The following is a 21,103-nucleotide window of genomic DNA, read 5'->3' as shown; positions in this document are numbered from 1 at the left end:
AACGGGTTTACTTAGCAGTTTTACCTTCTTTACGACGAACAACTTCGCCTTCGTAACGAATACCTTTACCTTTATATGGTTCAGGAGCACGTACAGCACGGATGTTAGCAGCAAATTCGCCAACACGTTGCTTGTCGATACCTTTAATTACGATTTTAGTTGGTACAGGTACTTCAACTTCAAGTCCTGCTTCTGGAGTCATTTCTACTGGATGAGAATAACCTACGCTTAAAACAAGTTTATCACCTTGTTTTTGAGCACGGTAACCAACACCGACTAATTCAAGTCCGCGTGCAAAACCTGTAGTTACACCTTCAACCATGTTTCCGATTAAAGCACGAGTTGTACCGTGTAATGCACGGTGTTCCTTCTGTTCAGATGGACGCTCAACTGTTAGTGTATTTTCTTCAATTTTGATAGACATATCAGTTTTGAAAGTACGAGTTAATTCACCTTTAGGGCCTTTTACTGTTACAGTATTGTCTTCTGCAACTGTAATAGTAACACCTGCAGGGATTTCAAGAATCTTTTTACCAATACGAGACATGTGGTCACACCTCCGTTCGTTTTAAATATATATTACCAAACGTATGCTACTACTTCTCCACCAGTTTGTAATTGACGAGCGTCTTTGTCCGTCATTACTCCCTTAGATGTAGAAACAAGAGCGATACCTAATCCGTTAAGTACACGAGGTACTTCATCAGCTTTTGCGTAAACGCGTAAGCCAGGTTTACTGATACGTTTTAATCCAGTGATTACACGTTCATTGTTTGCACCATATTTCAGGAAAATACGAAGGATACCTTGTTTGTTATCCCCGATGTATTCTACATCACGAATGAAACCTTCACGTTTTAAAAGATCAGCGATCTCTTTTTTGATTTTAGAAGCAGGAACCTCTAATTTCTCATGACGTACCATGTTCGCATTACGGATGCGAGTAAGCATGTCTGCAATTGGATCTGTCATCACCATGTGTTTTACCTCCTTCCCATTTGTGGGTTTTACCAACTAGCTTTTTTAACACCAGGAATTTGACCTTTATATGCAAGTTCACGGAAACAAATACGGCAAAGCTTAAATTTGCGGTATACAGAATGCGGACGACCGCAGCGTTCGCAACGTGTATACTCTTGTACTTTAAACTTAGGAGTACGCTTTTGTTTCGCGATCATAGATTTTTTAGCCACGTTTTCGCCTCCTCTACTTAGCGTTGGCTTCCATTATTTTTGGAATGGCATACCGAATTGTGTTAAAAGTTCACGAGCTTCTTCATCAGTTTTCGCTGTAGTAACGATTACGATGTCCATACCTCGGACTTTACTTACTTTATCATAATCAATCTCAGGAAAAATTAGTTGCTCTTTAACACCTAATGTGTAGTTCCCACGACCATCAAATGATTTCTTAGAAACACCACGGAAATCACGTACACGTGGTAAAGAAACTGATACTAATTTGTCGAAGAACTCATACATTTGCTGACCGCGTAAAGTTACTTTCGCACCGATTGGCATACCTTCACGAAGACGGAAACCAGCGATTGATTTTTTAGCGCGAGTTACAACAGGTTTTTGACCTGCGATTTGAGTTAATTCTTCTACTGCATTGTCTAAAGCTTTTGAGTTAGATACCGCGTCACCAACACCAGTGTTGATTACGATCTTTTCGATTTTCGGTACTTCCATCACAGATTTATAGTTAAACTTGCTCATTAGAGCAGGAGTAATTTCCTTTTGGAACTTCTCTTTAAGGCGATTCAATGAAGTGACCTCCTTTCTTAAGAAAATTATTTATCTAATAATTCACCAGATTTTTTTGCAATACGCACTTTTTTACCATCTTCTACTTTGAAGCCTACGCGAGTAGGTTCGCCTGTTTTCGGATCTAATACCATAACATTAGAAACGTGAATAGGTGCTTCTTTCGTAATAATTCCACCTTGTGGATTTAATTGAGATGGCTTAGAGTGTTTTTTAACGATGTTAACACCCTCAACGATAACACGGTTTTGCTTTGGGAAAGCCACAAGGATAACACCTTGTTTTCCTTTGTCTTTACCAGTGATTACCTGAACTTTATCACCTTTTTTTACATGCATCTTAATTCTGCACCTCCTTAGCAAGGCAATACCTTAAATTATAGAACTTCTGGAGCTAAAGAAACGATCTTCATGAAGTTGCTATCACGTAATTCACGAGCTACTGGTCCGAAGATACGAGTACCACGTGGGCTCTTATCGTCTTTGATGATAACCGCTGCGTTTTCATCAAATTTAATGTAAGAACCGTCCGGACGACGAGCTCCGCTCTTCGTACGTACCACTACTGCCTTAACAACGTCACCTTTTTTAACAACGCCACCTGGTGTTGCTTGTTTTACCGTAGCAACGATAATATCACCAATATAAGCATATTTACGACCAGAGCCGCCTAATACTTTAATTGTTAAAAGTTCGCGGGCACCAGAGTTGTCAGCAACTTTCAAACGAGATTCTTGTTGGATCATGTTATGAAACCTCCCTTCGGACTAAAAATTCCGATTCGTCTATTTAGATAACAACCGCTTCTTCAACGATTTCAACTAAACGGAAACGCTTAGTAGCAGAAAGCGGGCGAGTTTCCATGATTTTAACGATATCGCCAAGTTTCGCTTGGTTTTGCTCATCATGGGCTTTATACTTTTTAGAATACTTAACACGTTTTCCGTACAAGGAATGAGTTTTGTAAGTTTCAACTAAAACTGTAATCGTTTTGTCCATTTTGTCAGAAACAACACGACCAGTATAAACTTTGCGTTGGTTACGTTCGCTCACTATGCAAACCTCCCCTCAATTTATCGATTAATTCCGATCTCTCTTTCACAAACTACAGTTTTCATACGAGCAATCGCTTTACGTACTTCACGGATGCGAGTTGGATTCTCTAATTGTCCTGTAGCAAGTTGGAAGCGAAGATTAAACAACTCTTCCTTTAAAGCTTTAACTTTTGTTTCGATTTCGGCAGTGGTTAATTCACGAATATCATTAGTTTTCATTAGATTCACCACCATTTACTTCACGTTTTACGAATTTACATTTCACTGGTAATTTGTGAGCTGCAAGACGTAATGCTTCGCGTGCTACCTCTTCAGATACACCCGCAATTTCAAACATAATTTTCCCAGGTTTTACTACTGCTACCCAGCCTTCTGGTGCCCCTTTACCGGAACCCATACGTACTTCTAGAGGTTTTGCAGTGTAAGGTTTAGAAGGGAAAATTTTAATCCATACTTTACCGCCACGTTTCATGTGACGAGTCATTGCACGACGAGCAGCTTCGATTTGACGGTTTGTAATCCATGAAGCAGCTAGTGCTTGTAAACCGAATTCACCAAAAGCGATTTCAGTTCCACCTTTTGCACGACCACGCATTTTACCACGATGCTCTCTACGATATTTTACGCGTTTAGGCATTAACATATTATTTTCCTCCTTCCTCAGAAGCTTTCTTTTTTGTAGGAAGGACTTCTCCACGGTAGATCCATACTTTTACGCCTAATTTACCGTATGTTGTATCAGCTTCAACTGCTGCATAGTCAATATCAGCGCGAAGTGTATGAAGTGGAACAGTTCCTTCACTGTAAGATTCTGCACGAGCGATATCAGCTCCGCCAAGACGACCAGAAACCTGTGTTTTAATACCTTTTGCTCCTGCACGCATAGCACGTTGAATAACTTGCTTTTGTGCACGACGGAATGATACACGGTTTTCTAATTGACGAGCGATGTTTTCGCCTACTAATTTAGCGTTAAGATCAGCTCTCTTAACTTCTAAAATGTTGATGTGTACACGCTTGCCCGTTAATTGGTTAAGAGCTTTACGAAGCGCTTCAACTTCAGTACCACCTTTACCAATTACCATACCAGGTTTCGCAGTGTGAATTGTAACATTTACACGATTTGCTGCACGTTCGATTTCTACTTTAGCAACAGCAGAATCTTTTAAGCGTACAGTAATGTACTCACGGATTTTGATGTCTTCATGTAATAACGTAGCATAATCTTTCTCAGCGAACCAACGAGATTCCCAGTCGCGGATAATACCGACACGAAGACCAATTGGATTAACCTTCTGACCCATCGATTATCCCTCCTTCTTTTCTGATACCACAACTGTGATGTGGCTTGTGCGTTTGTTAATTTGGCTTGCACGACCCATTGCACGTGGACGGAAACGTTTCAACGTTGGACCTTCGTCAACGAAGACTTTTTCAACAACTAGGTTGTTAATATCCATCTCATAATTGTGCTCTGCATTTGCGATTGCAGATTTTAAAACTTTTTCTACAACTGGAGAAGCAGTTTTTGGTGTGTGGTTAAGGATAGCAATCGCTTCACCCACTTGCTTACCTCGGATTAAGTCTACTACTAAACGAACCTTACGAGGAGCAATACGAACTGTTCTCACTACTGCTTTAGCTTGCATTGAAGTGCCTCCTCTCATTATCTTCTAGTTTTCTTATCGTCAGCAAGGTGACCTTTATACGTACGAGTTGGTGCGAATTCACCTAACTTATGGCCAACCATATCCTCAGTGATGTACACAGGTACGTGTTTACGACCATCATATACAGCAATTGTATGTCCGATGAACTGAGGGAAGATTGTTGAACGGCGAGACCAAGTTTTAACAACTTGTTTTTGCTCAGATGCAACTAATTTTTCCATTTTGTTCATTAAGTGATCATCGACAAATGGTCCTTTTTTTAAGCTACGAGCCATTTTGGTGCCTCCCTTCGTGATTGGCGTACGGTTCTTGAAGCGAACCGTACTACAATCCCATTATTTTTTACGACGACGAACGATAAATTTATCAGACGCTTTGTTTTTCTTACGAGTCTTGAATCCAAGAGTTGGTTTACCCCATGGAGACATTGGAGACTTACGTCCGATTGGAGAGCGACCTTCACCACCACCGTGTGGGTGATCAACCGGGTTCATTACAGAACCACGAACTGTTGGACGCTTACCTAACCAGCGAGAGCGACCTGCTTTACCGATTTTGATAAGTTCGTGTTGTTCGTTACCAACTTGACCGATTGAAGCGCGACAAGCAGATAATACTAAACGTACTTCACCAGAAGTTAAACGTACAAGTACGTATTTTCCTTCTTTACCAAGTACTTGAGCAGATGTACCAGCAGAACGAACTAATTGTCCGCCACGACCAGGCTTAAGCTCGATGTTATGAACAACAGTACCTACTGGAATGTTGATTAATGGTAATGCGTTACCGATTTTAATGTCAGCTTCAGGGCCAGACACAACTTCCATACCTACTTCTAAAGTTTTAGGAGCAAGAATGTAACGTTTTTCACCGTCAACGTAATTAATTAATGCGATATTCGCAGAGCGGTTTGGATCATATTCGATCGTAGCAACGCGTCCTGGAATTCCATCTTTGTTACGCTTAAAGTCGATGATACGGTATTGACGCTTATGTCCGCCACCTTGATGACGTACAGTAATTTTACCTTGGTTATTACGACCAGCCTTTTTGCTTAAAGGAGCAAGTAAAGACTTTTCCGGTCTGTCGGTCGTGATTTCAGCGAAATCATTCGTAGTCATGTTACGACGACCGTTAGTAGTTGGATTATACTTTTTAATTCCCATCTCAATTTCCCTCCTTCTTTAGTAAGAATTAAACGCCTTGGAAGATTTCGATTTCTTTGCTGTCAGCAGTTAGCTTAACGATTGCTTTACGACGACGGCTAGTAAAACCAGCGTGACGACCAACGCGTTTTGCTTTCGGCTTGTAGTTCATGATATTTACTTTGTCTACATTAACACCAAAGATCGCTTCTATCGCGTCTTTAACTTCTGTTTTATTAGATTTAACGTCCACGTCGAACGTGTATTTTTTTTCAGCCATCATTTCCATAGAACGTTCAGTGATAACTGGGCGCTTAATGATATCACGAGGATCTCTCATTATGCAAGCACCTCCTCTACTTTTTCCACTGCCGCTTTTGTCATGATTAGCTTATCATGATGAAGCACATCTAGCACGTTTACGCCATCAGCAGTGATTACTGTTACTCCTGGGATATTGCGAGCAGATAACTCTACAGATTCGTTTGCATCAGCAGTTACGATAAGAGCTTTCTTCTCAACAGTTAATCCTTTAAGTACTGCTACCATGTCTTTTGTTTTTGGTGCATTTAACACTAGGTCTTCAAGAACTACAATGTTGTTCTCAACTACTTTAGTAGCTAATGCAGATTTGATTGCTAAACGACGAACTTTCTTAGGAAGTTTGTACGCATAGCTTCTTGGTGTAGGTCCGAATACCGTACCACCACCACGCCATTGAGGAGAGCGGATAGAACCTTGACGAGCACGTCCAGTTCCTTTTTGACGCCATGGTTTACGACCACCACCGCGAACTTCAGAGCGAGTTTTTACTTTGTGTGTACCTTGACGTAAAGATGCACGTTGCATCATTACAGCTTCAAATAGTACAGCTTCATTTGGTTCGATACCGAAAATAGCTTCAGCTAATTCGATTTCACCAACCTGTGAACCAGTTTGGTTATATACAGTAACTTTTGGCATTGGAATTCCTCCTTCCTATTGTGAATTATTTGCTAACCTTCACAGCGCCTTGAACAACTACAAGAGATTTCTTAGCACCTGGAACGTTACCTTTTACTAGTAATAAGTTGCGCTCAGTGTCAACTTGAACGATTTCTAAGTTTTGGATAGTAACTTGGTCTCCACCCATACGTCCAGCAAGTTTTTTGCCTTTGAATACACGGTTCGGAGCAACTGGCCCCATTGAACCTGGACGACGGTGATAGCGAGAACCATGAGACATAGGTCCGCGAGATTGTCCGTGGCGTTTAATAACACCTTGGAAACCTTTACCTTTAGAAATTCCTGTTACGTCAACGATTTCACCTGCAGCGAAAACTTCAACTTTTACCTCTTGACCAACCTCTAATCCGTCCACGTCTGCATCGCGGATTTCGCGAATGAAGCGCTTAGGAGTTGTAGATGCTTTAGCAGTGTGGCCTTGTTCAGGTTTGTTAGTTAACTTTTCACGTTTATCTTCAAATCCTAACTGAATTGCGTTGTAGCCATCAGTTTCAGTTGTTTTCTTTTGAAGAACAACGTTTGGATTAGCAGCGATTACCGTTACTGGGATTAACTCACCGTTCTCAGCAAATACTTGAGTCATACCGATCTTTCTTCCTAAGATTCCTTTGGTCATGAGTTACACCTCCTACATTTTTAAGTTATATGAATTATAATTTGATTTCGATATCTACACCAGATGGTAAGTCTAAACGCATTAATGAATCTACTGTTTGTGGAGTAGGACTCACGATGTCGATTAAACGTTTGTGCGTGCGCATTTCGAATTGTTCACGAGAATCTTTGTACTTATGAACAGCACGAAGAATTGTGTAAATAGTCTTCTCAGTTGGTAATGGGATTGGACCAGAAACTGTTGCCCCAGAACGCTTAGCTGTTTCTACAATTTTCTCAGCTGATTGATCAAGAATACGGTGATCATAAGCTTTTAAACGGATACGAATTTTTTCTTTTGCCATTATTTTCCCTCCTTCGTTCGCCTATTTCTAAAATAGACCTTCTCCATGGAAATTTCCCCACACCATGCCATGGCAAAGCGGCCGGGTGTGTCAGCAACCTTCCACTTCATCGCAGTCAAAGACCAACATTGTCTATTATACAATGTTATTCGTCTAGATGCAAGCATCTTTTTGTTTGCATCTGCTTTTCTCTACTTTTGCTATTATACATGGCACTTTAAAGAATATCAAGTTTTCATCTACTCTTATTTAACTTACAGTTTTTGGGTGTCACTTTCGTTTTATATACTATAGAAGAAACTCATTCAAAAATAGAAAATGCATCTCTTTCTTCTATAGTAATAAGCAATAAAAAAACTCAAGGGAGAATCCCTTGAGTTTTTAATAATCTAATTAAAGACTACTCAGCAACGATTGTAGCAACTACACCGTAACCTACTGTACGTCCACCTTCACGAATAGAGAATTTAGTTCCCTCTTCGATAGCGATTGGAGCGATAAGTTCGATAGTCATTTCGATGTTGTCACCAGGCATTACCATTTCAGTACCTTCTGGTAATTGGATGATACCAGTTACGTCAGTTGTACGGAAGTAGAACTGTGGACGGTAGTTAGCGAAGAATGGAGTGTGACGTCCACCTTCTTCTTTAGATAATACGAAAACCTCAGCTTTGAATTTAGCGTGTGCTTTTACAGAGCCAGTTTTAGCAAGAACTTGTCCACGTTGGATGTCTTCACGAGCAACCCCACGAAGTAGAGCACCGATGTTGTCTCCAGCTTGAGCTTGGTCAAGAAGCTTACGGAACATTTCTACACCAGTTACAGTTGTATTAGCATTCTCTTCAGCAAGACCGATGATTTCTACTACGTCACCAACTTTAACGATTCCACGCTCAACACGACCAGTTGCAACTGTACCACGACCTGTGATAGAGAATACATCCTCGATAGGCATTAAGAATGGTTTGTCAGTTTCACGTTCTGGAGTTGGGATGTAAGCATCAACTTCAGCCATTAATTCGATGATTTTTTCTTCCCACTCAGCTTCTCCTTGAAGAGCTTTAAGAGCAGAACCTTTAATTACAGGAATATCGTCGCCTGGGAATCCGTATTCAGATAATAGGTCGCGAACTTCCATTTCAACTAATTCTAATAATTCTTCGTCGTCTACCATGTCGCATTTGTTTAAGAATACAACGATGTAAGGAACACCTACTTGACGAGAAAGAAGGATGTGCTCACGTGTTTGAGGCATTGGACCATCAGCAGCAGATACTACTAAGATACCGCCGTCCATTTGAGCAGCACCAGTGATCATGTTTTTAACATAGTCAGCATGACCTGGGCAGTCAACGTGTGCATAGTGACGAGTTTCAGTTTCGTACTCAACGTGTGCAGTTGAGATTGTGATTCCGCGCTCTCTTTCTTCTGGAGCAGCGTCGATTTGATCGTATCCGCGTGCTTCAGCACCACCAGCTTTTGCAAGAACTGTAGTGATCGCAGCAGTTAATGTAGTTTTACCATGGTCAACGTGGCCGATTGTACCGATGTTAACATGGGGTTTAGAACGTTCGAATTTAGCTTTAGCCATTCTAAATTCCTCCTTAGTTTATATAGGTTATTTTATATTTAGACTAGAAAATGAAACTTAAGTCTCACTTTCTAAGCTTACATAAGTAGTTATACTTGAACAATCGATAAAAATCAATTATTCACCTTTATTTTTTTTAATAATTTCTTCAGAAACAGACTTCGGTACTTCTTCATAATGATCAAATGTCATTGAGAATGTTCCGCGTCCTTGAGTGTTAGAACGTAATGCCGTTGCATAACCGAACATTTCAGAAAGTGGAACCATAGCGCGAACAACTTGTGCGTTACCGCGAGCTTCCATACCTTCTACACGTCCACGACGAGATGTTACGTCACCCATAATGTCACCCATGTACTCTTCAGGAATTACAACTTCAACTTTCATCATTGGCTCAAGAATTACTGGGCTACATTTAGAAACCGCAGCTTTAAGCGCCATAGATGCAGCGATTTTGAACGCCATCTCAGAGGAGTCAACATCATGGTAAGATCCGTCAACTAACGCAGCTTTAATGTCAACTAGTGGATAACCAGCTAGTACACCATTTTTAAGTGAGTCTTCAAGACCCGCTCCAACAGCTGGGATGTATTCACGTGGAACTACACCACCGACAACCTTGTTTTGGAATTCGAATCCTTTACCTTCTTCATTAGGTTCAAACTCAATCCAAACGTGACCGAATTGTCCACGACCACCAGATTGACGAGCGAACTTACCTTCAACTTTCGCAGCAGCGCGGAAAGTCTCACGGTATGCTACCTGAGGAGCACCAACGTTTGCTTCCACTTTGAATTCACGGCGCATACGGTCAACGATGATATCAAGGTGAAGTTCACCCATACCAGCGATGATTGTTTGGCCAGTTTCTTGGTCAGTGTGAGCACGGAATGTTGGATCTTCTTCAGAAAGCTTAGATAATGCTGTACCCATTTTATCTTGGTCAGCTTTAGATTTTGGTTCGATAGCTACAGAGATAACTGGCTCTGGGAATTCCATAGACTCAAGGATAACAAGGCTCTTCTCGTCACAAAGAGTATCACCAGTAGTAGTATCTTTTAAACCTACAGCAGCAGCGATATCACCAGCGTAAACTGTTGAAATCTCTTCACGGCTGTTAGCGTGCATTTGTAGGATACGACCTACACGCTCACGCTTACCTTTAGTTGAGTTTTTCACGTATGATCCAGAGTTTAACACACCAGAATACACACGGAAGAACGTTAACTTACCAACATAAGGGTCAGTCATGATTTTGAATGCTAGAGCTGCGAATGGTTCTTCATCGCTAGACTTACGCTCGATAGCTTCCTCCGTATCCGGAAGAGTACCTTTAATAGCAGGTACATCTAATGGAGATGGTAGGTAGTCAATAACTGCGTCTAACAGAATTTGAACACCTTTATTTTTGAATGCAGAACCACAGATTACTGGGAAGAATTCAACAGAAGTTGTAGCCTTACGGATACCAGCTTTAAGCTCTTCTACAGTGATTTCTTCACCTTCTAGGTACTTCATCATCATTTCTTCATCAAGCTCAGCTACCGCTTCAATAAGTTTTCCACGGTATTCTTCAGCTAATTCTTTGTGCTCTTCAGGAATTTCAACACGCTCGATGTCTGTTCCTAAATCGTTAGCGTACATGTAAGCACACTCTTCAACAAGGTCAATGATACCATTGAACTCATCTTCAGCACCGATTGGTAACTGAATTGGATGTGCGTTTGCTTGTAAACGATCGTGGATTGTTCCTACAGAGTATAAGAAATCTGCACCAATCTTATCCATTTTGTTAACGAATACGATACGAGGTACACCATAAGTAGTAGCCTGACGCCAAACAGTTTCTGTTTGTGGTTCTACACCAGATTGTGCATCAAGTACTGCTACTGCTCCATCAAGTACGCGTAAAGAACGTTCTACTTCTACTGTGAAATCTACGTGTCCTGGAGTGTCAATGATATTTACACGGTGACCTTTCCATTGTGCTGTAGTTGCAGCAGAAGTAATTGTGATACCACGTTCTTGCTCTTGCTCCATCCAGTCCATCTGAGATGCACCTTCATGAGTTTCACCGATTTTATGAATACGTCCTGTGTAATACAGAATACGCTCAGTTGCTGTTGTTTTACCAGCATCGATGTGAGCCATGATACCAATATTACGAGTGTTTTCTAAAGAGAACTCTCTAGTCATTTGGTGTCTTGCTCCTTCCATATATGGATTGGATTATTTTATTTTAAGTAGCAAAAAAGCCACTTTATATTGTTACATATGCCAGTGTCCAGTACCCTCATTATGTAAAACGAGCGCCCAACGAAAGGGAGAGGCATTCTCCCTCTCCACACTTCCATAAGCGACAAATAAAGCGGTTTATGCTTACATTTATTTTACGTTGAATCCTACCAACGGTAATGAGCAAATGCTTTGTTAGCTTCTGCCATTTTATGAGTGTCTTCACGTTTCTTAACAGCTGCACCAGCGTTGTTAGATGCATCTAAGATTTCGTAAGCTAGACGCTCTTCCATAGTTTTTTCACCACGAAGACGAGCATAGTTTACTAACCAGCGAAGACCTAAAGTTGTACGGCGTTCTGGACGAACCTCAACCGGAACTTGGTAGTTAGCACCACCAACACGACGAGCACGTACTTCAAGAACAGGCATGATGTTCTTAAGAGCTTGCTCGAATACTTCCATTGGTTCTTTATCTGAACGTTCACGAACGATTTCGAAAGCGTTATAAAGAATTGTTTGAGATTTACCTTTTTTACCGTCAACCATCATTTTGTTGATTAGGCGTGTTACAAGCTTAGAATTGTACATTGGATCTGGTAACACGTCACGTTTCGCAACAGGTCCTTTACGAGGCATATTGAGTTCCTCCTTTCATTATAAGTTTATTATTTTTTAGCAGGTTTTGGTCGCTTAGTACCATATTTAGAACGTCCTTGCATACGTTTGTCAACACCAGCTGTATCAAGCGCACCACGAACGATGTGGTAACGTACCCCTGGTAAATCCTTTACTCGACCACCGCGAATTAATACTACGCTATGCTCTTGTAGGTTATGACCGATACCTGGGATGTAAGCTGTAACTTCAATACCATTTGTTAAACGTACACGAGCGTATTTACGTAACGCTGAGTTCGGTTTCTTCGGAGTCATTGTACCAACACGAGTACACACACCACGTTTTTGAGGTGCAGAGATATCAGTTGATTTTTTCTTTAAAGAATTAAAACCTTTGTTTAACGCAGGTGATTTAGACTTCCATACTTTATCAGTACGACCATTTCTCACTAATTGGTTAATAGTAGGCATTTGTTTATCCTCCCTTCGCATGTTTGTATGACCACATATCCAGGTGGTTCATTATTAGTTGAAAACAAAGTTTTTGCAAGGAAGAGCAAATGCTCTCTCCTCACAAAAACAGTTTTAACTTATTATTCCTATTGCTGAAGCTCCCACTTGAATCCCCGAAACTTTTCCAAGCTTACGAACTGATTCAACTTTGGTTATGGGTATGTTATGTTGCAAGGCAGTACGAATGATAACATGGGTTAACCGCACATCAGCATCTTCCGCAATAACAACTTCTTTAACTATACCATTTTTGATTGCTTCCAATGTTCGTTTATAACCAACGACTACATTTTCAGCATTTGACACTTTTTGATAAGACATATAAATATCCTCCAAAGCATCGTTCAGGAGCAACCTTGATTATAGTAACATTTTGTCTCATACAATGTCAACTAGGATTAGCTGTTTTTATACAAAATTTACGACGGAAAATTTTACTGTTCCACATAAACTTCATCGTTTTCTACATTCATGTTATCTTGTGTTGTTTTTACAAGATCCACTTGGCGATAACGATTCATACCTGTTCCAGCAGGAACAAGCTTACCGATAATAACATTCTCTTTCAATCCTAGAAGCTCATCGCGTTTACCCTTAATTGCTGCATCTGTTAGAACACGAGTTGTTTCTTGGAACGATGCTGCAGATAAGAACGAATCAGTTTCAAGTGAAGCTTTAGTAATACCAAGTAGAACCGGTCTAGCTGTTGCTGGTTGTTTACCTTTCAGTAACACCTTCGCATTCGCATCAGTAAACTGATGGATGTCTAGTAATGTTCCTGGTAATACATCTGTTTCACCCGCATCACTTACACGAACTTTACGTAGCATTTGACGTACCATTACTTCTACGTGTTTGTCACCAATTTCTACCCCTTGCATACGGTATACTTTTTGAACTTCACGTAATAAGTATTCTTGAACTGCTGTAATGTCCGTTACTTTTAGTAATTCCTTCGGATCAATAGAACCTTCTGTTAACTCTTTACCGTGGCTAATTGGCTGTCCTAGAATTACTTTCAGACGAGCACCGTAAGGAATAGCATACGTACGAGCTTCAACTTCACCCTGTACAACTACTTCTTGGCGATCTTTAACATCGTTGATCGCTGCGATAACACCGTCGATTTCACTGATAACTGCCTGACCTTTCGGATTACGAGCCTCGAAGATCTCTTGGATACGAGGTAAACCTTGTGTGATATCATCTCCGGCAACCCCACCTGTATGGAACGTACGCATCGTTAACTGTGTACCTGGCTCACCGATAGATTGAGCTGCGATAATACCTACCGCTTCTCCTACTTCTACGTCTGTACCAGTTGCTAAGTTACGACCGTAACACTTTTTACATACACCATGGCGAGTATTACACGTAAACGCTGAACGAATATTTACAGTTTCAACACCCGACTTTTCAACGATATGAGCAATATCTTCAGTAATTAATTGATTTTCAGCAATTAATACTTCACCTGTTTCAGGATGTTTTACAGTTTTTCTCGCAAAACGTCCAACAAGACGATCATATAGTGACTCAATAACTTCATTACCCTCTTTAATCGCACCAATTAGTAAACCACGATCTGTCCCACAATCATCTTGACGAACAATTACATCTTGTGCAACGTCTACAAGACGACGTGTTAAGTAACCAGAATCGGCAGTTTTAAGTGCTGTATCGGCAAGACCTTTACGCGCACCATGCGTAGAGATGAAGTACTCAAGTACTGTTAAACCTTCACGGAAACTTGATTTGATCGGAAGCTCAATGATACGACCAGATGGATTGGCCATCAGACCACGCATACCAGCAAGCTGAGTAAAGTTCGATGCGTTACCACGGGCACCAGAATCACTCATCATGAAGATTGGGTTGCGTTTATTCAAGGATTTCATCAGTTTTCCTTGGATAACATCTTTTGCATTACTCCAAATAGAGATAACGCGATCGTAACGTTCTTCTTCCGTGATTAAACCGCGACGGAATTGTTTAATTACATTATCTACTTTTGCTTGTGCTTCATGGAGAATTTCATTTTTTTCGCCTAATACAAGAATGTCTGATACCCCAACTGTAATACCAGCTTTTGTAGAGTATTTAAATCCTAAGTTTTTCATACGGTCAAGCATGCGAGATGTTTCCGTAATTTGGAAACGTTTGAATACTTCCGCAATAATGTTACCAAGGATTTTCTTGCTAAATGGCGCCACTTCTTCGCGACTAGCAATAATTTCTTTAATGTTCGCACCTTTTTCAACGAAATATTCCGCTGGTGTTTCTTTTTCAAGGTTTGAGTTTGTTGGTTCATTAATATAAGGGAACGACTCTGGTAAGATTTCGTTAAATATTAATTTACCAACTGTCGTTAATAGAAGCTTACTCTTTTGCTCTTCAGTAAACGTTACATTATTTACCGAACTCGCAGCAACTGCAACACGTGTGTGCAGATGTACATATCCATTTTGGTATGCAAGTATTGCTTCGTTTGCATCTTTGAAGACCATACCTTCACCGATTGCACCCTCGCGCTCAAGTGTTAAGTAATAGTTACCTAATACCATATCTTGAGATGGAGTAACAACTGGTTTTCCGTCTTTTGGATTCAAGATGTTTTGTGCCGCTAACATAAGAATACGAGCTTCCGCTTGTGCCTCTGATGATAACGGAACGTGAACCGCCATTTGGTCACCGTCAAAGTCCGCGTTGTATGCAGTACATACAAGTGGGTGAAGACGGATTGCACGACCCTCTACTAGTGTAGGTTCAAACGCCTGGATACCAAGACGGTGAAGTGTTGGTGCGCGGTTTAGAAGTACTGGATGCTCTTTGATCACAGATTCTAAAACGTCCCAAACTTCAGGGTGTACACGCTCGATTTTACGTTTAGCACTCTTAATGTTGTGTGCTAATCCTTTTCCAACTAACTCTTTCATAACGAAAGGTTTAAACAATTCAAGTGCCATTTCTTTCGGCAATCCACATTGGTACATCTTTAAGTTCGGTCCTACAACGATTACAGAACGGCCAGAGTAGTCAACACGTTTACCTAATAAGTTTTGACGGAAACGTCCTTGTTTACCTTTAAGCATGTGAGATAGTGATTTTAATGGACGGTTACCTGGTCCAGTAACTGGACGGCCACGGCGACCATTATCGATTAATGCGTCTACAGCTTCTTGTAACATACGTTTTTCGTTTTGAACGATGATGCTTGGTGCACCTAAGTCCAATAGACGTTTTAAACGGTTGTTACGGTTAATTACACGACGATATAAGTCGTTTAAGTCAGAAGTAGCAAAACGTCCACCATCTAACTGTACCATCGGGCGTAGTTCTGGTGGGATAACTGGAAGAACCTCTAAGATCATCCAAGATGGGTGATTTCCAGAGTTACGGAATGCTTCTAATACTTCTAGACGTTTAATAGCACGAGTACGGCGTTGTCCTTGTGCTGTTTTTAATTCTTCCTTTAAGAAGTCTACTTCTTTATCTAAATCGATGTCTTGCAGTAATTTTTTAATCGCTTCTGCACCCATAGCAGCATGGAATGTACTGCCATATCGATCACGATATGCACGGTATTCTTTTTCAGAAAGTAATTGCTTCTTATCAAGTGGTGTATCTCCACTTTCTGTTACAACATAAGAAGCGAAATAAATTACTTCTTCAAGCGCGCGAGGGGACATGTCTAAGACAAGTCCCATGCGGCTCGGGATACCTTTGAAATACCAAATATGAGATACAGGAGCAGCTAATTCGATATGACCCATACGTTCACGACGAACTTTTGCACGCGTTACTTCAACGCCACATCGATCACAAACTACACCTTTATAACGTACACGTTTATATTTTCCGCAATGACATTCCCAGTCCTTTTGTGGTCCGAAAATACGCTCACAGAACAAGCCATCTTTTTCAGGCTTTAACGTACGATAGTTAATTGTTTCTGGTTTCTTAACTTCACCGTATGACCAAGAACGAATCTTGTCAGGTGAAGCAAGTCCAATCTTCATATATTCAAAGTTATTTACATCTATCAAGGGGCCTACCTCCCTTTTAGTCTACAGGTTATCCCAATTATTCCTTAGTTGTCTCAACTTCAACATTCAATTTATCTGCTGATTGATGATCATCATCTTCCGTATCACGCATTTCAATTTCTGTGTCGTTGATAGACATCATTTTAACGTCCATACCTAAACTTTGCAGTTCTTTAATCAATACTTTGAATGATTCAGGAACGCCTGGTTCTGGAACATTTTCACCTTTAACAATTGCTTCATACGTCTTAACACGTCCAATAACATCATCAGACTTCACTGTTAAGATTTCTTGAAGAGTATAAGCGGCACCATAAGCTTCAAGTGCCCAAACCTCCATCTCACCGAAACGCTGTCCACCGAACTGAGCTTTACCTCCAAGAGGTTGCTGCGTTACAAGTGAGTATGGTCCAGTAGAACGAGCATGAAGCTTATCGTCAACCATGTGCGCAAGTTTGATCATATACATGACACCAACAGATACACGGTTATCGAATGGCTCACCAGTACGTCCGTCATACAGGATTGTTTTCGCGTCATTTGCCATACCAGCTTCTTCAATTGTGCCCCATACATCTTCCTCACGAGCACCATCGAATACCGGTGTTGCAATGTGAATACCAAGGTATCTTGCTGCCATACCAAGATGAAGCTCTAATACCTGACCGATATTCATACGAGATGGTACCCCTAATGGGTTTAACATGATATCGATTGGCGTACCATCTGGTAAGTAAGGCATATCTTCTTCTGGTAAAATACGAGAAATAACACCTTTGTTACCATGACGACCGGCCATTTTGTCACCTTCAGAAATTTTACGCTTTTGAACGATATATGCACGTACAAGTTGATTCACGCCTGGTGGCAATTCATCGCCATCTTCACGGTTAAACACTTTTACGTCTAAGATAATACCGCCACCACCGTGTGGTACACGTAGTGATGTATCACGTACTTCACGTGCTTTCTCACCGAAGATTGCATGTAATAGACGTTCTTCTGCCGTTAATTCTGTTACACCTTTTGGTGTTACTTTACCAACAAGTAGATCTCCATCTTTTACTTCAGCACCGACGCGAATAATACCGCGCTCGTCAAGATTACGAAGTGCATCTTCTCCAACATTCGGGATATCACGTGTAATTTCTTCTGGTCCAAGCTTCGTATCACGAGCTTCTGATTCATATTCTTCAATATGGATAGAAGTGTACACATCATCTTTTACAAGGCGCTCACTCATGATGATCGCATCCTCATAGTTATAACCGTCCCATGTCATAAAGCCAACAAGCACGTTACGTCCAAGCGCTAGTTCACCTAGTTCCATAGAAGGACCATCCGCAAGGATTTCACCTTTTACAACTTGGTCTCCAACACTTACGATTGGACGTTGGTTGTAGCAAGTTCCTTGGTTAGAACGAATGAATTTTTGCATTTTGTAGCGATCTAAGTCGCCTTTTACTGTTTGGCCGTCAACGTCTACATAACGACGTACCCAAACTTCACGTGCTTCTACGCGCTCAACAACACCAGGCTGTTTACAGATTACTGCAGCACCTGAGTCTTTTGCTGATACGTACTCCATACCTGTACCTACAATCGGAGATTCCGGATTTATTAACGGAACCGCCTGACGTTGCATGTTCGCTCCCATAAGTGCGCGGTTAGAGTCATCGTTTTCTAAGAACGGAATACAAGCTGTCGCTGCCGACACTACTTGTTTTGGAGATACATCCATGTAGTCGATGCGTTCTTTATTTGTGACAATGTTTTCACCACGGAAACGAGCTACGATATCTTCATCAAGGAATTCCCCTACTTCAGATAATTTCATATTCGCTTGGGCTACAACATAGTTATCTTCTTCATCTGCTGTTAAATAATCAACCTGCCCTGTTACAAGACCAGTTTCTGGGTCAACACGACGGTATGGCGTTTCAATGAAACCAAACTCATTTACTTTCGCAAACGAAGATAATGAGTTAATCAAACCGATGTTTGGTCCCTCTGGTGTTTCGATTGGACACATACGACCATAGTGAGAGTAGTGAACGTCACGTACTTCAAAGCCTGCGCGCTCACGCGTTAAACCACCGGGTCCTAATGCAGATAGTCTTCGTTTGTGAGTTAACTCTGCTAATGGGTTTGTTTGATCCATGAACTGAGATAACTGAGAACTTCCGAAGAACTCTTTAATAGATGCAATAACCGGGCGAATGTTAATTAACGCTTGTGGTGTAATTGCATTTGTATCTTGAATCGACATTCTCTCACGAACAACACGTTCCATACGAGAAAGACCGATACGGAATTGGTTTTGTAGTAACTCTCCTACAGAACGCAGACGACGATTTCCTAAGTGGTCAATATCATCTGTATCCCCTACTTTATATAGCAAGTTAAAGAAGTAGCTAATAGAAGCAAGAATATCACCTGGTGTGATATTTTTTATATCACGAGTAATATTTGCATTCCCAATTACGTTTATAGATCGTTCGCCTTCTGATTCTGGAGCATAGATCTTAATAGATTGCAGCTCAACATCGCCTGCTACCACTCCACCCATTGGTTTCGCTGTTTTGAATCCAATGTTTTTCTCTAAGTAAGGTAGAATACGATCCAGTGTACGACGATCTAAGACTGTTCCTTCTGCCGCTAAAATTTCACCAGTTTCTGGATCCACCAGTGTTTCAGCTAAACGTTGGTTAAACAATCTGTTTTTAATGTGTAGCTTTTTGTTGATCTTATAGCGACCTACATTTGCTAAATCGTAGCGCTTCGGATCAAAGAAACGAGACACAAGTAAGCTCTTTGCATTTTCTACTGTTGGTGGTTCACCAGGGCGTAGACGCTCATAAATTTCAAGCAATGCTTTCTCTGTGCTATCTGTGTTGTCTTTTTCTAACGTATTGCTTAAGTATTCGTTATCACCTAAAAGCTCGGTGATTTCTTGATCAGAGCCAAACCCTAATGCGCGTAACAAAACAGTTACAGGAAGTTTACGCGTACGGTCAATACGCACATATACAACATCCTTAGCATCTGTTTCATACTCTAACCAAGCTCCGCGGTTTGGAATTACAGTAGCAGTAAAACCACGTTTTCCGTTTTTATCCACTTTGCCACTATAGTATACGCTTGGAGAGCGAACTAACTGGGAAACGATAACACGTTCTGCACCGTTAATTACGAATGTTCCAGTCTCTGTCATGAGTGGGAAATCTCCCATGAACACATCTTGTTCTTTTACTTCACCAGTTTCCTTGTTGATTAGACGCACTTTTACACGAAGTGGTGCTGCATACGTCACATCACGCTCTTTGCATTCTTCTACAGAGTATTTAGGTTCACCTAAGCTGTAGTCGATAAATTCAAGCGATAGATTTCCCGTAAAGTCTTCGATCGGAGAAATGTCTTGGAACATTTCTCGCAAACCCTCATCAAGAAACCACTGATAAGAAGAGGTTTGAATTTCGATAAGATTTGGTAACTCTAATACTTCACTAATACGGGCATAACTTCTTCGTTGGCGGTGGCGTCCGTATTGAACTAGTTGACCTGTCAACTGCTTCACCCCTCAAATCATGAGTATTATAAATGCACAAAAAAATTTGTGCAAAAATCACAAATAAATACAACTACTGCTATTAGCGTAGTTTTTTCTCTTAAAGATAGATACGTTGAGTCTTTCTATCTGCTCAAAAAAGAAAAATGGCTTCTATAAGAAAACCATCATTCTGTTTCATAATCTGCTGATTTTACTATCTTTTCCAAGAGAAACAAAAATATACATCTTTCTCAACGCAGAAAATCATATATTGGCATTGTATAATGTTAACATAGCCAAAAATAACCGTCAACGCTTTTTTGATTTTATGATATAATATCCTTTTTTCTTTTCTACAACTTCAACTTCAGAAAATGCTTCTTCTAGTTTTTTAAGCGCAGATGGCGCACCTTGTTTCTTTTGAATAACAATCCACAATTCTCCACCTGAAACTAAATACTCCACAGCCTTTTCTAAAATCTCATGCACGATATCTTTACCAGCACGAATTGGAGGATTAGATAGAATAGCAGCATACTTGCCATCTACATTTTCATAGACACTACTTTGCAAAATACGTATATTTTCGATTCTGTTATTAGCGGCATTTTCTTTTGCAAGTCCCAAGGCCCTTTCATTCACATCCACCATGTGAATTTCACGATCTTGAAACTCTTTCGCTAACGACAAACCGATTGGACCGTACCCACATCCTACGTCTAACACATTACCTTTAACATCTGGCATTTGAAACGCTTCAATTAAAAGACGAGAACCAAAGTCCACTTCGTTTTTCGAGAACACCCCATGGTCAGATAAAAAAGTAAATCGAGATTCACGAAGTGTAAATTCCCATCGTTTACGATCACTTTTACTAGAAGGGTCGTTAGAAAAATAATGGTCTGCCATATGGCCACCTCTTTTCTTTACAGTTAAAAAAAAAGCTCGCA

25 protein-coding genes are annotated in these 21,103 nt (G+C 40.6%); all 25 read right to left on the bottom strand.

Going from position 1 to position 21,103, the window contains the following annotated elements; translation table 11 throughout:
• Window positions 1-7 precede the first annotated feature (7 nt).
• The 25 genes from rplF to NSQ47_RS21255 all read right to left on the bottom strand — a co-directional run bounded on the left by rplF (window position 8) and on the right by NSQ47_RS21255 (window position 21,062).
• Window positions 8-547 (bottom strand): 50S ribosomal protein L6, encoded by a 540-nt coding sequence (gene rplF / locus NSQ47_RS21375; RefSeq protein WP_002063425.1) that lies wholly within the window; start codon window positions 545-547, stop codon window positions 8-10.
• A 32-nt stretch (window positions 548-579) separates the two neighbouring features.
• Window positions 580-978 (bottom strand): 30S ribosomal protein S8, encoded by a 399-nt coding sequence (rpsH, locus tag NSQ47_RS21370; RefSeq protein WP_002091529.1) that lies wholly within the window; start codon window positions 976-978, stop codon window positions 580-582.
• Window positions 979-1,007: 29 nt separating this feature from the next.
• A complete protein-coding gene (gene rpsN / locus NSQ47_RS21365; RefSeq protein ID WP_001085700.1) occupies window positions 1,008-1,193 on the bottom strand; it encodes a 30S ribosomal protein S14 in 186 nt (61 codons plus the stop codon).
• A gap of 33 nt (window positions 1,194-1,226) precedes the next feature.
• Entirely contained in the window at window positions 1,227-1,766 is a 540-nt protein-coding gene (rplE, locus tag NSQ47_RS21360; protein WP_002091528.1) for a 50S ribosomal protein L5, read from the bottom strand.
• Between the two features lie 26 nt (window positions 1,767-1,792).
• A complete protein-coding gene (gene rplX / locus NSQ47_RS21355) occupies window positions 1,793-2,104 on the bottom strand; it encodes a 50S ribosomal protein L24 (protein WP_000558201.1) in 312 nt (103 codons plus the stop codon).
• Between the two features lie 38 nt (window positions 2,105-2,142).
• Complete coding sequence (rplN, locus tag NSQ47_RS21350) at window positions 2,143-2,511, bottom strand: 50S ribosomal protein L14 (RefSeq protein ID WP_002063420.1); 369 nt, start codon at window positions 2,509-2,511, stop codon at window positions 2,143-2,145.
• Between the two features lie 43 nt (window positions 2,512-2,554).
• Window positions 2,555-2,818 carry a 30S ribosomal protein S17 gene (rpsQ, locus tag NSQ47_RS21345; protein ID WP_002091526.1) on the bottom strand — a complete coding sequence of 88 codons (264 nt, stop codon included), beginning with the start codon at window positions 2,816-2,818 and terminating at the stop codon, window positions 2,555-2,557.
• A gap of 20 nt (window positions 2,819-2,838) precedes the next feature.
• The gene (gene rpmC / locus NSQ47_RS21340) at window positions 2,839-3,039 is read right to left on the bottom strand and encodes a 50S ribosomal protein L29 (protein WP_002091523.1); all 201 of its coding nucleotides are present in this window, start codon (window positions 3,037-3,039) and stop codon (window positions 2,839-2,841) included.
• Window positions 3,029-3,463 (bottom strand): 50S ribosomal protein L16, encoded by a 435-nt coding sequence (rplP, locus tag NSQ47_RS21335; RefSeq protein ID WP_002159603.1) that lies wholly within the window; start codon window positions 3,461-3,463, stop codon window positions 3,029-3,031. Before rplP ends, rpmC begins: the two co-directional genes overlap by 11 nt.
• A 1-nt stretch (window position 3,464) precedes the next feature.
• Window positions 3,465-4,124 (bottom strand): 30S ribosomal protein S3, encoded by a 660-nt coding sequence (gene rpsC / locus NSQ47_RS21330; RefSeq protein WP_002009771.1) that lies wholly within the window; start codon window positions 4,122-4,124, stop codon window positions 3,465-3,467.
• A 3-nt stretch (window positions 4,125-4,127) separates the two neighbouring features.
• Window positions 4,128-4,469, bottom strand: a complete 342-nt coding sequence (gene rplV / locus NSQ47_RS21325) for a 50S ribosomal protein L22 (protein WP_002009773.1) — start codon at window positions 4,467-4,469, stop codon at window positions 4,128-4,130.
• A gap of 17 nt (window positions 4,470-4,486) precedes the next feature.
• Complete coding sequence (gene rpsS, locus NSQ47_RS21320) at window positions 4,487-4,765, bottom strand: 30S ribosomal protein S19 (RefSeq protein ID WP_000124452.1); 279 nt, start codon at window positions 4,763-4,765, stop codon at window positions 4,487-4,489.
• Between the two features lie 60 nt (window positions 4,766-4,825).
• Entirely contained in the window at window positions 4,826-5,656 is an 831-nt protein-coding gene (rplB, locus tag NSQ47_RS21315) for a 50S ribosomal protein L2 (protein ID WP_002159604.1), read from the bottom strand.
• Between the two features lie 28 nt (window positions 5,657-5,684).
• On the bottom strand, window positions 5,685-5,975 hold the full coding sequence (gene rplW, locus NSQ47_RS21310) for a 50S ribosomal protein L23 (RefSeq protein WP_001205557.1): 291 nt from the start codon (window positions 5,973-5,975) through the stop codon (window positions 5,685-5,687).
• The gene (gene rplD / locus NSQ47_RS21305) at window positions 5,975-6,598 is read right to left on the bottom strand and encodes a 50S ribosomal protein L4 (protein ID WP_001127261.1); all 624 of its coding nucleotides are present in this window, start codon (window positions 6,596-6,598) and stop codon (window positions 5,975-5,977) included. The genes rplW and rplD overlap by 1 nt, the downstream gene beginning before the upstream one ends.
• 25 nt (window positions 6,599-6,623) lie before the next feature.
• Window positions 6,624-7,256 carry a 50S ribosomal protein L3 gene (gene rplC / locus NSQ47_RS21300; protein WP_000160209.1) on the bottom strand — a complete coding sequence of 211 codons (633 nt, stop codon included), beginning with the start codon at window positions 7,254-7,256 and terminating at the stop codon, window positions 6,624-6,626.
• Window positions 7,257-7,290: 34 nt separating this feature from the next.
• Window positions 7,291-7,599 carry a 30S ribosomal protein S10 gene (gene rpsJ / locus NSQ47_RS21295; RefSeq protein ID WP_001040595.1) on the bottom strand — a complete coding sequence of 103 codons (309 nt, stop codon included), beginning with the start codon at window positions 7,597-7,599 and terminating at the stop codon, window positions 7,291-7,293.
• Between the two features lie 400 nt (window positions 7,600-7,999).
• Window positions 8,000-9,190 carry an elongation factor Tu gene (gene tuf, locus NSQ47_RS21290; protein ID WP_002159605.1) on the bottom strand — a complete coding sequence of 397 codons (1,191 nt, stop codon included), beginning with the start codon at window positions 9,188-9,190 and terminating at the stop codon, window positions 8,000-8,002.
• A gap of 117 nt (window positions 9,191-9,307) precedes the next feature.
• Window positions 9,308-11,386 (bottom strand): elongation factor G, encoded by a 2,079-nt coding sequence (fusA, locus tag NSQ47_RS21285; protein ID WP_002159606.1) that lies wholly within the window; start codon window positions 11,384-11,386, stop codon window positions 9,308-9,310.
• Between the two features lie 206 nt (window positions 11,387-11,592).
• Window positions 11,593-12,063 carry a 30S ribosomal protein S7 gene (gene rpsG / locus NSQ47_RS21280; protein ID WP_002063416.1) on the bottom strand — a complete coding sequence of 157 codons (471 nt, stop codon included), beginning with the start codon at window positions 12,061-12,063 and terminating at the stop codon, window positions 11,593-11,595.
• A 29-nt stretch (window positions 12,064-12,092) separates the two neighbouring features.
• Entirely contained in the window at window positions 12,093-12,515 is a 423-nt protein-coding gene (gene rpsL, locus NSQ47_RS21275; RefSeq protein WP_001142341.1) for a 30S ribosomal protein S12, read from the bottom strand.
• A 114-nt stretch (window positions 12,516-12,629) separates the two neighbouring features.
• The gene (locus NSQ47_RS21270; protein WP_002159607.1) at window positions 12,630-12,878 is read right to left on the bottom strand and encodes a 50S ribosomal protein L7ae-like protein; all 249 of its coding nucleotides are present in this window, start codon (window positions 12,876-12,878) and stop codon (window positions 12,630-12,632) included.
• A gap of 113 nt (window positions 12,879-12,991) precedes the next feature.
• Entirely contained in the window at window positions 12,992-16,603 is a 3,612-nt protein-coding gene (rpoC, locus tag NSQ47_RS21265; protein WP_341037953.1) for a DNA-directed RNA polymerase subunit beta', read from the bottom strand.
• A 37-nt stretch (window positions 16,604-16,640) separates the two neighbouring features.
• Window positions 16,641-20,171 (bottom strand): DNA-directed RNA polymerase subunit beta, encoded by a 3,531-nt coding sequence (rpoB, locus tag NSQ47_RS21260; RefSeq protein WP_002159608.1) that lies wholly within the window; start codon window positions 20,169-20,171, stop codon window positions 16,641-16,643.
• 291 nt (window positions 20,172-20,462) lie between these two features.
• Window positions 20,463-21,062: a class I SAM-dependent methyltransferase gene (locus NSQ47_RS21255; RefSeq protein ID WP_016103300.1), complete on the bottom strand. Its 600-nt coding sequence runs from the start codon at window positions 21,060-21,062 to the stop codon at window positions 20,463-20,465.
• Window positions 21,063-21,103: the final 41 nt, after the last annotated feature.

It is taken from the genome of Bacillus sp. FSL R10-2780 (assembly GCF_038006125.1).
GTDB lineage: Bacteria > Bacillota > Bacilli > Bacillales > Bacillaceae_G > Bacillus_A > Bacillus_A cereus_U.
This window is presented reverse-complemented; position numbering and strand designations above follow the sequence as displayed.

What these genes read in the sequence shown, in the direction of transcription:
- tuf (WP_002159605.1), bottom strand. Translation starts at nt 9,190, where the DNA reads ATGGCTAAAGCTAAATTCGAACGTTCTAAACCCCATGTTAACATCGGT.
- rpsS (WP_000124452.1), bottom strand. Translation starts at nt 4,765, where the DNA reads ATGGCTCGTAGCTTAAAAAAAGGACCATTTGTCGATGATCACTTAATG.
- fusA (WP_002159606.1), bottom strand. Translation starts at nt 11,386, where the DNA reads ATGACTAGAGAGTTCTCTTTAGAAAACACTCGTAATATTGGTATCATG.
- rplC (WP_000160209.1), bottom strand. Translation starts at nt 7,256, where the DNA reads ATGACCAAAGGAATCTTAGGAAGAAAGATCGGTATGACTCAAGTATTT.
- rpsG (WP_002063416.1), bottom strand. Translation starts at nt 12,063, where the DNA reads ATGCCTCGTAAAGGACCTGTTGCGAAACGTGACGTGTTACCAGATCCA.
- rpsJ (WP_001040595.1), bottom strand. Translation starts at nt 7,599, where the DNA reads ATGGCAAAAGAAAAAATTCGTATCCGTTTAAAAGCTTATGATCACCGT.
- rplV (WP_002009773.1), bottom strand. Translation starts at nt 4,469, where the DNA reads ATGCAAGCTAAAGCAGTAGTGAGAACAGTTCGTATTGCTCCTCGTAAG.
- rplD (WP_001127261.1), bottom strand. Translation starts at nt 6,598, where the DNA reads ATGCCAAAAGTTACTGTATATAACCAAACTGGTTCACAGGTTGGTGAA.
- rpsH (WP_002091529.1), bottom strand. Translation starts at nt 978, where the DNA reads ATGGTGATGACAGATCCAATTGCAGACATGCTTACTCGCATCCGTAAT.
- rplW (WP_001205557.1), bottom strand. Translation starts at nt 5,975, where the DNA reads ATGAGAGATCCTCGTGATATCATTAAGCGCCCAGTTATCACTGAACGT.
- rpsC (WP_002009771.1), bottom strand. Translation starts at nt 4,124, where the DNA reads ATGGGTCAGAAGGTTAATCCAATTGGTCTTCGTGTCGGTATTATCCGC.
- rplN (WP_002063420.1), bottom strand. Translation starts at nt 2,511, where the DNA reads ATGATCCAACAAGAATCTCGTTTGAAAGTTGCTGACAACTCTGGTGCC.
- rpsL (WP_001142341.1), bottom strand. Translation starts at nt 12,515, where the DNA reads ATGCCTACTATTAACCAATTAGTGAGAAATGGTCGTACTGATAAAGTA.
- rplP (WP_002159603.1), bottom strand. Translation starts at nt 3,463, where the DNA reads ATGTTAATGCCTAAACGCGTAAAATATCGTAGAGAGCATCGTGGTAAA.
- rpmC (WP_002091523.1), bottom strand. Translation starts at nt 3,039, where the DNA reads ATGAAAACTAATGATATTCGTGAATTAACCACTGCCGAAATCGAAACA.
- rplF (WP_002063425.1), bottom strand. Translation starts at nt 547, where the DNA reads ATGTCTCGTATTGGTAAAAAGATTCTTGAAATCCCTGCAGGTGTTACT.
- rplB (WP_002159604.1), bottom strand. Translation starts at nt 5,656, where the DNA reads ATGGGAATTAAAAAGTATAATCCAACTACTAACGGTCGTCGTAACATG.
- NSQ47_RS21255 (WP_016103300.1), bottom strand. Translation starts at nt 21,062, where the DNA reads ATGGCAGACCATTATTTTTCTAACGACCCTTCTAGTAAAAGTGATCGT.
- NSQ47_RS21270 (WP_002159607.1), bottom strand. Translation starts at nt 12,878, where the DNA reads ATGTCTTATCAAAAAGTGTCAAATGCTGAAAATGTAGTCGTTGGTTAT.
- rplX (WP_000558201.1), bottom strand. Translation starts at nt 2,104, where the DNA reads ATGCATGTAAAAAAAGGTGATAAAGTTCAGGTAATCACTGGTAAAGAC.